The 11,836-nt window shown below is 62.8% G+C and carries 12 protein-coding genes; 8 read left to right on the top strand and 4 right to left on the bottom strand.

The genetic code is table 11. From position 1 onward, the window contains the following. Window position 1 precedes the first annotated feature (1 nt). Both ABVN19_RS01745 and ABVN19_RS01740 read left to right on the top strand, forming a co-directional pair. Complete coding sequence (locus ABVN19_RS01745) at window positions 2-943, top strand: folate-binding protein YgfZ (protein WP_028943421.1); 942 nt, start codon at window positions 2-4, stop codon at window positions 941-943. A gap of 61 nt (window positions 944-1,004) precedes the next feature. Then, a complete protein-coding gene (locus tag ABVN19_RS01740; protein WP_028943420.1) occupies window positions 1,005-1,814 on the top strand; it encodes an HDOD domain-containing protein in 810 nt (269 codons plus the stop codon). On the opposite strand, the gene ABVN19_RS01735 is transcribed toward ABVN19_RS01740, so the two are convergent. After that, entirely contained in the window at window positions 1,811-3,190 is a 1,380-nt protein-coding gene (locus tag ABVN19_RS01735; RefSeq protein ID WP_028943419.1) for a sensor histidine kinase, read from the bottom strand. The two genes, ABVN19_RS01740 and ABVN19_RS01735, sit on opposite strands and share 4 nt — an antisense overlap. Beyond that, window positions 3,183-3,854 carry a response regulator gene (locus ABVN19_RS01730; protein ID WP_028943418.1) on the bottom strand — a complete coding sequence of 224 codons (672 nt, stop codon included), beginning with the start codon at window positions 3,852-3,854 and terminating at the stop codon, window positions 3,183-3,185. The genes ABVN19_RS01735 and ABVN19_RS01730 overlap by 8 nt, the downstream gene beginning before the upstream one ends. Before the next feature lie 203 nt (window positions 3,855-4,057). Here ABVN19_RS01730 and ABVN19_RS01725 point away from each other — a divergent pair, with 203 nt between their 5' ends. From ABVN19_RS01725 to ABVN19_RS01705, 5 genes are all read left to right on the top strand, one after another. After that, on the top strand, window positions 4,058-5,347 hold the full coding sequence (locus ABVN19_RS01725) for an OprD family porin (RefSeq protein ID WP_028943417.1): 1,290 nt from the start codon (window positions 4,058-4,060) through the stop codon (window positions 5,345-5,347). A gap of 34 nt (window positions 5,348-5,381) precedes the next feature. Further along, window positions 5,382-6,362 (top strand): tripartite tricarboxylate transporter substrate binding protein, encoded by a 981-nt coding sequence (locus ABVN19_RS01720; RefSeq protein WP_028943416.1) that lies wholly within the window; start codon window positions 5,382-5,384, stop codon window positions 6,360-6,362. An 86-nt stretch (window positions 6,363-6,448) separates the two neighbouring features. Further along, entirely contained in the window at window positions 6,449-6,907 is a 459-nt protein-coding gene (locus tag ABVN19_RS01715) for a tripartite tricarboxylate transporter TctB family protein (RefSeq protein ID WP_028943415.1), read from the top strand. A gap of 1 nt (window position 6,908) precedes the next feature. Further along, window positions 6,909-8,423, top strand: a complete 1,515-nt coding sequence (locus ABVN19_RS01710; protein ID WP_028943414.1) for a tripartite tricarboxylate transporter permease — start codon at window positions 6,909-6,911, stop codon at window positions 8,421-8,423. Beyond that, window positions 8,416-9,459, top strand: a complete 1,044-nt coding sequence (locus ABVN19_RS01705; RefSeq protein ID WP_105642233.1) for an AbrB family transcriptional regulator — start codon at window positions 8,416-8,418, stop codon at window positions 9,457-9,459. Before ABVN19_RS01710 ends, ABVN19_RS01705 begins: the two co-directional genes overlap by 8 nt. A 46-nt stretch (window positions 9,460-9,505) precedes the next feature. Here the strand turns inward: ABVN19_RS01705 and ung are convergent, their stop codons facing one another. Next, the gene (ung, locus tag ABVN19_RS01700; protein WP_028943412.1) at window positions 9,506-10,198 is read right to left on the bottom strand and encodes a uracil-DNA glycosylase; all 693 of its coding nucleotides are present in this window, start codon (window positions 10,196-10,198) and stop codon (window positions 9,506-9,508) included. A gap of 127 nt (window positions 10,199-10,325) precedes the next feature. Between ung and ABVN19_RS01695 the strand changes: the two genes are divergently transcribed. Further along, window positions 10,326-11,432 (top strand): enoyl-CoA hydratase/isomerase family protein, encoded by a 1,107-nt coding sequence (locus tag ABVN19_RS01695; protein ID WP_105642234.1) that lies wholly within the window; start codon window positions 10,326-10,328, stop codon window positions 11,430-11,432. Window positions 11,433-11,437: 5 nt separating this feature from the next. Here the strand turns inward: ABVN19_RS01695 and ABVN19_RS01690 are convergent, their stop codons facing one another. Next, window positions 11,438-11,812, bottom strand: a complete 375-nt coding sequence (locus ABVN19_RS01690; protein ID WP_084167952.1) for a hypothetical protein — start codon at window positions 11,810-11,812, stop codon at window positions 11,438-11,440. Window positions 11,813-11,836 lie beyond the last annotated feature (24 nt).

Below are 11,836 nucleotides of genomic sequence, written 5' to 3'. Positions count from 1 at the left end.
CATGGCCGATTCTGCTTTTTTCTGCACCCTTTCCCACGAAGGCGTCCTCGCCGTCCGCGGCTCGGACGCCGGCAAATTCCTGCAAGGCCAACTGACCTGCAACCTCAATTACCTCAATGACAGCACCAGCAGCCTGGGCGCACGCTGCATGGTCAAGGGCCGCATGCAGTCGAGCTTTCGCATCCTGTCCGAGGCCGATGGCTTTGTACTGGCCATGACCCGCGAGCTGCTCGAGCCACAATTGGCCGACCTGAAAAAGTACGCGGTATTTTCCAAGGCCAAACTGACCGACGACAGCGATGCCTGGGTACGCTTCGGCCTGAACGACGGTGACGCCGCCCTGCAGGCGCTGGGACTGGGGGTGCCGGCGCAGGTCGACGGAATAACGCGCCACGACGGCTTGATTGCCGTTGTCGTGTCCACCGGGCGCATCGAGCTCTGGGTCCCTGCCCAGCAGGCAGCGGCGGTGCAGGCACAACTGGCCGCGCACCTTCCAGAAGGCACGCTCAACGATTGGCTGCTCGGACAGATTCGCGCCGGCATCGGCCAGGTCATGGCCCAGACCCGCGAACAGTTCATCCCGCAGATGATCAACCTGCAGGCTGTCGGTGGCGTCAGCTTCAAGAAAGGCTGCTACACCGGCCAGGAAATCGTCGCGCGCATGCAGTACCTGGGCAAGCTCAAGCGTCGCCAGTACCGTGTGGCCCTGGCCAGCGACCAACTGCCAGAGCCTGGCACCGAGATTTTCTCGCCTACTCACAACTCTTCGGTCGGTGAGGTGGTGCTGGCTGCCCGCGCCGCTGAAGGCTGCGAGCTGCTGGCGGTACTGACTGCCGACGCAGTCGAAGACAACAACCTGCACCTGGGCAGCGCCGACGGTCCCGACCTGACGCTGCTGTCGCTCCCCTACGCGCTGGATCGTGACCGCGAGATCCAGCGCTGAGTCACCCCTGCCCCGGCACTTGCCTACCGGGGCATTTCTTGAATTGCGTTAGAGAATCACCATGAACAAGCTGGCCGAGATGGTCCAGGCCCAGTTGCTGGCCGCCATCGACAACGATGACCTGGTGCTGCCGACCTTGCCGGAGGTAGCCTTGAGTATCCGCGAGGCCGCAGAAGACACCGAGATCAGCGTCAGCACCCTGAGCAAAGTCATTGGCCGCGACGCCGCGTTGTCGGCGCGCCTGATCAAAGTAGTGAACAGTCCGCTGCTGCGCGCCACCGTTGAAGTGACCGACCTGCAGACGGCCATCACCCGCCTGGGCATCAACTACAGCTGCAACCTGGCTATCGGTCTAGTCATCGAGCAGATCTTCCATGCCCGGTCCGAGGTAGTGGAGCGAAAAATGCGTGAAGTCTGGGCCACCAGCCTGGAGGTGGCGGGCATCAGTTACGAACTTTGCCTGCGACACACCCAGCTCAAGCCGGATCAAGGCGCCCTGGCCGGCCTGGTTCACCAGATTGGTGTATTGCCGATTCTGATTTACGCCGAAGAGCACAACGAACTGTTGTCCGACCCCGTGTGCCTGAACTACGTGATCGACCAGATCCATCCAGCCTTGGGCGACAAGATTCTCGGCACCTGGGAGTTTCCCGAGCAACTGGTCAAGTTGCCCGGGCGCGTCCAGGACCTGGACCGCTGCAGCGACCGGGTCGACTACGTGGACATCGTCCAGATCGCTCGGGCCCTGAGCCTGGGAACCAGCAAAACCCGCCCCCTGGCCGCCTTGCCGGCCTACCGGCACCTGGGCCTGCCCACCGGCACTGAGCTGGTCGCCAACGATTTGCTCAATGCCCGCAGCATGTTCCGTTAGTCAACGGTAAAACTGACCCGTACCTTCAAGCCGCCCCGCTCGCCGTCATGCAGGCTGATCTGAGCCAGGTGCGCGCGGCAGATCTCGCCGACAATGGCCAGGCCCAGGCCCGTGCCTTGGGCACTACGCCGATAGAAACGCTCGAACACCCGCTCGCGTTCGCTTTCGGGAATGCCAGGGCCGTCGTCCTCGACTTCCAGAATGCCCGGTGCGCTCACGCGCAAGATCACATTGCCGTCCTTGGGGGTATGTGCCAGGGCGTTGTCCACCAGGTTGCTGAGCAATTCGTTGAGCAAGGTAGGTTCTCCGCGCACATGCACGGACTCCTCGGCTTCCAGCGCCAAGGCAACGCCCCGGGCATGGGCCAGCGGCGCCATGGCCATGCCCAGCTCGCGGGCCAGCTGGCTCAGGTCAAGCACTTGCGCGCCCCCCTCGGCAATGGCCCGCGCACCATTCTCCACCCGTGCAAGCGACAGCAACTGATTGGCCAGGTGGGTCAGGCGATCAGTGCCCTGGGCGGCAGACTCCAGGGTGTCACGCCAGACCTGCGGCTCGCTGGAGCGTAGCCCCAGTTCAACGCGGGCCTTGAGGGCCGCCAGTGGAGTACGCAACTCGTGAGCGGCTTCGGCAATGAACTGGGCCTGGCGCTCGAACTGCCCGCGCAGGCGTTCGGTGAAATGGTTCAAGGCCCGCACCAGCGGACTCAACTCACGCTGAACTTCGACCAATGGCAATGCCCGCAGATCGTCGGGCTGACGTTCTTCCACGGCGCGGCGCAAGCGCTCGAGCGGACGTAGCGCGGCGCTGACCGCGAACCACACCATCATCAATGCACCCAGCGCCAGCATCCCCAGGCGCAACAGGGTGTCGGCCATCAGTCCGCGCGCCATGCGCACGCGCGCTTCTTCAGTCTCGGCCACACGGATCTCGGCCATGCCGTTCATGTTCGGTTCGCTGACGGGTTTGAGCAGGCTCACCACCCGCACATCCTGGCCCAGGTAGCGGGCGTCGTAGAAGCGCGCCAAGGCCGGGTAGTCGTCGGTGCGCGGAGTGCCCGGCGGCGGCGGCGGCAAGTTCTCGTAGCCTGAGATCAGACGCTGGTGAATATCGTTGACCTGGTAGTAGATACGCCCGGCACTGTCATAGGCGAAGGTGTCCAGTGCGACGTAGGGCACATCGGCGCTGAGCGTGCCATCACGCTGGGACAAGCCCGCAGCGATGGTGCGGGCCGACGCCAGCAAGGTACGGTCGTAGGCGGTGTCGGCAGCCTCCCGGCCGTTCCAGTAGGCACTCAGGCCGCTGGCCAGCATCAGCACCACCAGCAGAATCGCCAGGTTCCAGACCAGCCGCCCGCGCAGGCTGCCGCTATCAAGCATCGCGGTGCTCGAGCAGGTAACCGAGCCCCCTGAAGGTGACAATGGCCACGGCATGCCCATCGAGCTTCTTGCGCAAACGATGGACGTAGATCTCGATGGCATCGGCGCTGGCTTCTTCATCCAGGCCGAAGACCTGAGCCGCCAGTTGCTCTTTGCTCATCACTCGCCCCGGGCGGGCGATCATGGCCTCCAGCACGGCCTGCTCGCGGGAGGTCAGGGTCAGTAGCTCATCGCCCAGGGTGAAGCGCCGGGTATCCAGGTCGTACACCAGCGGACCACAGCGTTGCTGGCGCTCACCGCCGAGCACGCTGCGGCGCAGCAAGGCCTTGACCCGTGCCTCGAGCTCGGTCAGTTCGAATGGCTTGGCCAGGTAGTCATCGGCGCCCAGGTTCAGGCCGTGGACCCGGTCCTTTACGTCGCTGCGCGCTGTCAGCATCAGCACCGGCAGGGTCTTGCCGCGGGCGCGCAAGCGCGCCAGCACTTCGAAGCCGTCCATGCGCGGCAGCCCCACATCGAGCACGGCCACCGCGTATTCCTCACTGGCCAGGGCCAGGTCGGCGGCCACGCCATCGTGCAGCACATCAACGGTCAAGCCGGTGCTCTTGAGGGCCTGGGCCACGCTTTCTGCCAACTGCAGATGATCTTCGACGAGCAGCACACGCATCGATTTCTCCCCGGTTGCGTCACGGTCAATGGCGCGGAGTGTACAGCCGACAGCCCGCCTGTGAAGCCTTCGCAACGATGAAAAGCTGCTGAAAGGTTAGCGAAAGGTTCAGCCCCTAGCATCCTCTCACGGCTCACTCTGCTTGCCGTACAACCGAGCCTTCAGGCTCGAACTAATAAGAACAATAACGGAGTTACTCGACCATGCTGTCCACGCAGCCTCAGGCGTATTCGCCTATCCGTCGCTTGCCTTCCCGCCAGACCGCAGTTGCCAGCGCCCTCGCCCTTGCCGGCGTCGCCCCGCTCAGCCAGGCCGCCTTCTTCGAAGACAGCAAGGCCACCTTCGAAACCCGCAACATGTACTTCAACCGCGACTTTCGCGACGGCACCAGTGCCCAGCAATCCAAGCGTGACGAGTGGGCCCAGGGCTTCATGCTCAATTTCGAGTCAGGCTACACCGACGGCACCGTAGGCTTTGGCCTCGACGCCCTGGGGATGCTCGGAATCAAGCTCGACTCCAGCCCCGACCGCACCGGCAGCGGCCTGCTTCCGACCCACGATGACGGGCGCGCCGCCGACGAGTACTCCAAGCTCGGCCTGACCGGCAAAGTGAAGATCTCGGAAACCGAATTGAAAGTCGGCACCCTGATGCCGGAACTGCCCACCCTGCAACCCAACGACGGCCGCATCCTGCCGCAGACCTTCGAGGGCGGCTTGCTGACTTCCGGCGAAATCAAGAACTTGACCTTCACCGGCGGACGCCTGGAAAAAGCCAAGGACCGCGACAGCACCGACAACCAGGACATTGCCCTGAACAACAAGAACGGTCGATTTCTAGGCACTGTTGCCGGCAACCATTTCGACATGGCCGGCCTGGACTACAAGTTCACCGACAAGATCACCGGCAGCTACCACTGGGCCCAGCTCGATGATGTCTACCGCCAGCACTTCGTCGGCATGATCGCCAGCCAGCCGTGGGGGCCCGGCACCTTCGGCGCCGATTTGCGCATGGCCTTCAGCGATGACCAGGGCCAGGCCCGTGGCGGCAACATCGACAACACTGCGCTCAACGGCATGCTCAGCTACAGCGTCATCGGCCACAAATTCAGTGCCGGATACCAACACCTCTCCGGCGACACGGCCTTCCCCTACGTCGACGGTGCCGATCCGTACCTGGTCAACTTCGTCCAGATCAACGACTTCGCCGGCGCCGACGAACGCTCCTGGCAAGCTCGCTACGACTATGACTTCGCCAAACTGGGCATTCCCGGCCTGACCTTCATGACCCGTTACATCAATGGCGATAATGTCAGCCTGGCCGATGGTGGCGAGGGCAAAGAGTGGGAACGCAACACCGAGTTCAAGTATGTGGTGCAAAGTGGCGCCCTGAAAAACGTCGCCGTGCGCCTGCGCAACGCCACCTTCCGTTCCAACTTCGCCCGCGATGCCGACGAAGTGCGACTGCTGGTGAGTTACAGCCTTGCGCTGTGGTAGTCCCCGATAACAATAATGCCAACGGAGATAGACGATGACCTTTTCACTACGCCGTATTGCCCTTGCCACTGCCTGCCTGATGGTGACCGGCCACGCCCTGGCGGCCGAACCCAAGCGCCCTGAATGCATTGCCCCCGCCTCGCCTGGCGGCGGCTTCGACCTGACCTGCAAACTGGTGCAAAGCGCCCTGGTCAACGAGAAGATCCTCAGCAAACCCATGCGCGTGACCTACATGCCCGGCGGTGTCGGTGCAGTAGCCTACAACGCCGTAGTGGCCCAACGCCCGGCCGATGCCGGCACCCTGGTGGCCTGGTCGAGCGGTTCGCTGCTGAACCTGGCCCAGGGCAAATTCGGTCGTTTCGATGAGAACGCCGTGCGTTGGCTGGCCGCCGTCGGCACCAGCTACGGCGCTATTGCAGTGAAAAGCGACTCACCATACAAAACCCTCGATGATCTGGTCGCCGCGCTGAAAAAAGACCCGAGCAAAGTGGTGATCGGCTCCGGCGGTACGGTCGGCAGCCAGGACTGGATGCAGACGGCACTGATCGCCAAGGCCGCCGGCATCAACCCGCGCGACCTGCGCTATGTCGCCCTCGAAGGCGGCGGCGAAATCGCCACCGCGTTGCTCGGTGGGCACATCCAGGTGGGCAGTACCGATATTTCCGACTCCATGCCACACATCCAGAGTGGCGACATGCGCCTGCTCGCGGTGTTTGCCGAAAACCGCCTCGACGAACCGGAAATGAAAGACATTCCGACCGCCAAGGAACAGGGCTACGACATCGTCTGGCCGGTAGTGCGCGGCTTCTACATGGGGCCGAAGGTCACCGACGAAGAGTACGACTGGTGGAAAGCCTCATTCGACAAGCTGCTGGCTTCCGACGATTTCGCCCAACTGCGCGACCAGCGCGAACTGTTCCCCTTCGCCATGACCGGCGCCGAGCTGGACACCTATGTGAAGAAACAGGTGGCCGACTATAAGGCCCTGGCCAAGGAATTCGGGCTGATTCAGTAAGCTTGCAACCCTCCTAAAGAGCATCACGGGGCAAGCTCGCTCCTACAGTAGGAGCGGGGTTGCCCTGCGAATAGAGGATTCCCCCAATGATCCTGCAACGCGTCTTCGCTTTGACGCTGCTGGCCGCCTGTGTGGCGCTGGCAGTCATGGCGTGGCCCTACCAGGCCGCGTTTTCCTACGAACCGGTCGGCCCTCGCGCCTTCCCCCTGTTGATGCTCGGCCTGATGGGCGTCGGTCTGCTGTACCTGGCCATTCGCCCTACCGCCATCGTGCGCAAGGACGACGACCCGGAGCTTGACCGCGAAACCCTGTGCAAGGTCGGCTTGTGTGTCTTGCTGCTGCTGGTGTTCGCCTCCACGTTCGAGTCGCTGGGCTTCATTGTCAGCAGCATCCTGATCGGTGTGCCGATGGCCCGCTTGTACGGCGGTCGCTGGCTGCCCAGTGCGGTCATCATCAGCCTGATGAGCCTCGCCCTGTACTGGCTGTTCGACCGCGTGATGGAAGTTCCACTGCCCCTTGGCCTGCTTGACGTTCTGGAGAACTGACATGGATACCCTTGGATATCTCGGCCAGGGCTTCGGCGTTGCGCTGAGCCCCTACAACCTGGTCACGGCCTTGTGCGGCACCCTGATCGGTACCGTGGTCGGCCTGCTGCCGGGCCTGGGCCCGATCAACGGCGTCGCCTTGTTGATCCCCATCGCTTTTGCCCTGGGGCTGCCGCCGGAGTCCGCGCTGATCCTGCTGGCGGCGGTGTACCTGGGCTGTGAATACGGCGGACGGATCAGCTCGATTCTGCTCAACATCCCCGGCGAAGCCTCCACGGTAATGACCACCCTCGATGGTTACCCCATGGCCCGCAAAGGCCTGGCGGGCGTGGCCCTGTCGCTGTCGGCATGGAGTTCGTTCATCGGCGCGTTCATCGCCACCTGCGGCATGGTGCTGTTTGCCCCGTTGCTGGCCAAGTGGGCGATTGCCTTCGGGCCCGCTGAATACTTCGTGCTGATGGTCTTCGCCATTATCTGCCTGGCCGGCATGGCCGGGGACAAACCGCTCAAGACCTTTATCGCCGCATTGATCGGCCTGTTCCTGTCGGGTGTGGGCATCGACGCCAACAGTGGTGTGTATCGCTTTACCGGTGACAGCGTCCACCTGGCCGACGGCATCCAGTTCGTCGTGCTGGTACTGGGCCTGTTCTCCATCAGTGAAATCCTGCTGCTGCTGGAAAAGACCCACCACGGCCACCAAGCGGTAAAAGCCACCGGGCGCATGATGTTCAACCTCAAGGAGGCGGCCTCGGTGTTCCTGGTGAACATTCGCTGCGGCGTCCTGGGCTTCATCATGGGCGTGTTGCCTGGCGCCGGTGCGACCCTGGCCAGTGCCGTGGCTTACATGACCGAAAAGAAACTGGCAGGTGCCAGCGGCAAGTTTGGCCAGGGTGACAAGCGTGGCCTGGCCGCACCGGAGACGGCCATTGGCGCTTCCTGCTGCGGCGCCCTGGTGCCGATGCTGACCCTCGGAGTTCCAGGCTCAGGTACCACTGCAGTGATGATCGGCGCCCTGACCCTCTACAACATCACCCCCGGCCCACTGTTGTTCCAACAGCAACCCGACATCGTCTGGGGCCTGATCGCCTCGCTGTTCATCGCCAACGTGATGCTGCTGATCCTGAACATTCCGATGGTGCGTATCTTCACCCGGATTCTCTCGGTGCCCAACTGGACCCTGGTGCCGGTGATCGCCATCATCACCGCGATCGGTGTGTACGCGGTGCATGCCACTACCTTCGACCTGTTCCTGATGATCGCCATCGGCATCTTCGGCTACATCCTGCGCAAGCTGGACTTCCCGCTGTCGCCGCTGCTGCTCGGCTTCATCCTCGGCGGCCTGATGGAACAGAACCTGCGCCGGGCGTTGTCGATTTCCAATGGTGGCCTGGAGATTCTCTGGTCCAGCCCAATCAGCATGACGGTCTGGGCGCTGACTGGCCTCATGGTGATCCTGCCGTTCGTGCGCATCTGGCGTAAACGCAGCCTCCAGCGTCGTGCCCTGGCCGATGTCTGATGGGCCATTGAAGCTGTATTGGGTCACTGGCCTGGTCGGCCTGGCTGGCGGATATCTCGCCAGCCTCATCGGCTGGCCGCTGCCGTGGATGGTCGGCTCGTTGCTGGCGATCATCCTCGTGCGCTGCCTGACGCCCTGGCAATTGACCGAGATTCCTGGTGGGCGAAAATGTGGCCAGTGGATCATTGGTATCGGCATCGGCCTGCACTTCACCCCGGCGGTGATCGAACAGGTGGCCAGCAACTTTGGCCTGATCTTCTGCGGAGCGCTGATTACCAGTGTCTCCAGCCTGGTCGGTATCTGGCTGTTGCGCCGTACCGGTGAAGACCGCGCCACCGCGTTCTTTGCCAGCATGCCGGGTGGTTCCGGGGAGATGGTCAACCTCGGCGCGCGCAACGGTGCGGTGCTCAGTCGGGTCGCTGCGGCCCAGAGCCTGCGAGTGCTGGCGGTGGTGCTGTGCGTGCCGGCGGTGTTCAAGTACTTGCTCGGCGATGGCGTGGCGATCACCCATGCCGGCAGTGTCAATTGGGGCTGGCTGGCAGTGATTTGCCCGTTGGGCATCTTGCTGGCAATGGTCTGGCAACGCATGAAACAACCCAACCCCTGGTTGTTCGGCCCGCTGCTGGTGGCCGCGGTGAGCAGTGTCGGCGCCGACTTGCAGATTGCCCTGCCCGATGGCGCCAGCCAGATCGGCCAGTGGTTGATAGGTAGCGGCCTGGGGTGTCACTTCAATCGTGCGTTCTTTCGGCGGGCACCGTCGTTCCTGGGCCGGACCCTGGTGGCCACGGCCCTGAGCATGCTGATCGCCGCCGCTGCTGCCTGGATCCTGAGCAACCTGACCCAGTTGGACCTGCGTTCGTTGACCCTGGGCATGATGCCCGGCGGTATTGCGGAAATGAGCCTGACGGCCGAAACCCTGCAACTGTCCGTTCCCTTGGTAACTGCGCTGCAGGTGATGCGCTTGCTGTTTGTGCTGTTCTTGGCCGAACCCTTGTTCCGCCACTGGCATGCCGAGCGCAGCACCCTGCCGGACTGACACAAAAAAAGGAAGCCTCGGCTTCCTTTTGTCTATCCCGCAACCCTCACAACGGCGGCAACGCCCATTCCACCGCTGCCAAACCGTGCTGCTCGAGAAACTTGTTGGTACGGCTGAAGTGCCCGCATCCCAAGAAGCCGCGATAGGCCGACAACGGTGACGGGTGTACCGACTTGAGCACCAGGTGTTTGGTGGCATCAATGAGCTTGGCCTTGCTCTGGGCATGGGCACCCCAAAGCAGGAACACCGTATTGGGCTGGTGCTCGCTGACGACCTCGATGACCCGATCGGTAAAGAACTCCCAACCTTTCTTGGCATGCGAGGCAGCATTGGCTCGCTCCACCGTCATGGTGGTGTTGAGCAGCAACACGCCCTGCTCCGCCCAACTTTGCAGGTACCCGTGCTTGGGAATCTCGATATTCAGGTCGCGCTGCAGCTCTTTGTAGATGTTGACCAGCGACGGCGGTGTCGGAATACCTGGCTGTACCGAGAAGCACAGACCGTGCGCCTGGCCTGGGCCGTGATAAGGATCCTGACCGAGGATGACCACCTTCACCTGGTCCAGCGGCGTGGAGTTGAGTGCGTTGAAAATCATCGGGCCAGGGGGGTAGATCTCTTTGCCGGCCGCATACTCCTGGCGTAGAAACTCGCGCAGTTGCTGCATGTAGGGCTGGTCGAACTCGGCGCGCAGCGCTTCTTTCCAGCTGGGTTCGAGTTTGATGCGATCGTCGTCAGTCATGGGGCCATCCGTAAACAATGGCGCGACACTAGGAAAGCTGCCGGTGCTTGTCAATCGTTCCGACCGGCGACCGGCACAATCACCAGCAGCGACCATACTTGTGCGGATCAGATGAGTGAGGCCGCCCATGCTTGTACAGTGCGAAGAACAGACCGGCGTCGATGGTGCCCGTCTCGGCATCGTCACCCTCAACAGCGAGAAAGCCCTCAATGCCCTGTCGCTGCCGATGATCGAGGTGATCGACCAGCAATTGGCCGAGTGGGCCGACAATCCGGACATTGTCTGCGTACTCCTGCGCGGCGCCGGGCCCAGGGCCTTTTGTGCCGGTGGCGATGTGCGCAGCCTGGTACAGGCATGTCGTGATCATCCCGGCGAGGTTCCACCGCTGGCCGCGCGTTTTTTTGCCGCTGAGTATCGCCTGGACTACCGTCTGCATACGTACCCGAAACCCTTGTTGTGCTGGGGGCATGGTCATGTGCTCGGCGGCGGCATGGGATTGCTCCAGGGCGCCCGTGTGCGCATCGTCACCCCCAGCAGCCGCCTGGCCATGCCGGAGATCAGCATCGGCCTGTACCCGGATGTCGGCGCCAGTTGGTTTCTCGCCCGCATGCCCGGCAAGCTCGGCCTGTTCCTGGGCTTGACCGGCGCCCCCCTCAATGCCCGCGATGCGCTGGACCTGGACCTGGCCGATCGCCTGTTGGGGGAAAACCAGCAGGAAGAACTGATCGACGACCTGCTGCAGTTGAACTGGCAGGAACAGACCGCACTGCAACTGAACAGCCTGCTCAAAGCCCAGCAACAGCGCGCCCGGACCGACATGCCCGAAGCCCAGTGGCTGCCCCGTCGGGAAAAAATCGATGCGTTGCTCGATGTCGCCGATCCGGTCTGTGCCTGGCGGGCGATCGTGCAACTGCGCAACAGCAGCGACCCACTGTTGGCCAAGGCCGCGCAAACCTTGCAGGAAGGCTGCCCGCTGACGGCGCACCTGGTCTGGGAGCAGATTCAGCGCGCACGGCACCTGTCACTGGCCCAGGTATTCCAGATGGAATACGCCATGAGCTTGAACTGCTGCCGGCATCCGGAGTTCAGCGAAGGTGTGCGGGCGCGCCTGATCGACAAGGACCAGAAGCCGCGCTGGCACTGGCCGGACATTACCAAGGTGCCAGCACCGGTCATCGCCGCGCACTTTGCCAAAGTATGGGAAGGCCGCCATCCACTGGCAGACCTGATCTGAACTACCTAGCGATGCCACTTGCGGTCATAGCGACCGTCGCGGTTGCGATCATGGCGTGAGGGGGCTTGCCGGTAACGGTCATACCCACGGCCCGGATAGGACTTGTAGTAATGCTCTGGCGCCGAACGGTAATAGTGCGGCGTGGAGCGGTAATAGTGGGGAGGTGGGCGGTAGTACTGCGGCGGAGCCGAGTAATAGCGCTGCTGCGGCACGACATAATAGCCGCGGTTGTAGGGATAGGCTGGCCGGGAGTAACCCGGATAACCATAACGGTCGGCGGTGTAGATCTCGGTGCGGTGGTAGTAACCATTTCCTCCATAAGGGACACACGCGGCGGTCAGCGAACTCAGCACTGCAATCAGCAAAAGTCGGCGATACATGGCGGCCTCCCGGACCGCTGAACT

Origin of the sequence: Pseudomonas vranovensis (assembly GCF_040438935.1) — a bacterium.
Taxonomy (GTDB): domain Bacteria; phylum Pseudomonadota; class Gammaproteobacteria; order Pseudomonadales; family Pseudomonadaceae; genus Aquipseudomonas; species Aquipseudomonas vranovensis.
The sequence above is the reverse complement of the archived record's forward strand: the minus strand, read 5'-3'. Positions and strand labels throughout refer to the sequence as shown.

What these genes read in the sequence shown, in the direction of transcription:
- ABVN19_RS01745 (WP_028943421.1), top strand. Translation starts at nt 2, where the DNA reads ATGGCCGATTCTGCTTTTTTCTGCACCCTTTCCCACGAAGGCGTCCTC.
- ABVN19_RS01740 (WP_028943420.1), top strand. Translation starts at nt 1,005, where the DNA reads ATGAACAAGCTGGCCGAGATGGTCCAGGCCCAGTTGCTGGCCGCCATC.
- ABVN19_RS01735 (WP_028943419.1), bottom strand. Translation starts at nt 3,190, where the DNA reads ATGCTTGATAGCGGCAGCCTGCGCGGGCGGCTGGTCTGGAACCTGGCG.
- ABVN19_RS01730 (WP_028943418.1), bottom strand. Translation starts at nt 3,854, where the DNA reads ATGCGTGTGCTGCTCGTCGAAGATCATCTGCAGTTGGCAGAAAGCGTG.
- ABVN19_RS01725 (WP_028943417.1), top strand. Translation starts at nt 4,058, where the DNA reads ATGCTGTCCACGCAGCCTCAGGCGTATTCGCCTATCCGTCGCTTGCCT.
- ABVN19_RS01720 (WP_028943416.1), top strand. Translation starts at nt 5,382, where the DNA reads ATGACCTTTTCACTACGCCGTATTGCCCTTGCCACTGCCTGCCTGATG.
- ABVN19_RS01715 (WP_028943415.1), top strand. Translation starts at nt 6,449, where the DNA reads ATGATCCTGCAACGCGTCTTCGCTTTGACGCTGCTGGCCGCCTGTGTG.
- ABVN19_RS01710 (WP_028943414.1), top strand. Translation starts at nt 6,909, where the DNA reads ATGGATACCCTTGGATATCTCGGCCAGGGCTTCGGCGTTGCGCTGAGC.
- ABVN19_RS01705 (WP_105642233.1), top strand. Translation starts at nt 8,416, where the DNA reads ATGTCTGATGGGCCATTGAAGCTGTATTGGGTCACTGGCCTGGTCGGC.
- ung (WP_028943412.1), bottom strand. Translation starts at nt 10,198, where the DNA reads ATGACTGACGACGATCGCATCAAACTCGAACCCAGCTGGAAAGAAGCG.
- ABVN19_RS01695 (WP_105642234.1), top strand. Translation starts at nt 10,326, where the DNA reads ATGCTTGTACAGTGCGAAGAACAGACCGGCGTCGATGGTGCCCGTCTC.
- ABVN19_RS01690 (WP_084167952.1), bottom strand. Translation starts at nt 11,812, where the DNA reads ATGTATCGCCGACTTTTGCTGATTGCAGTGCTGAGTTCGCTGACCGCC.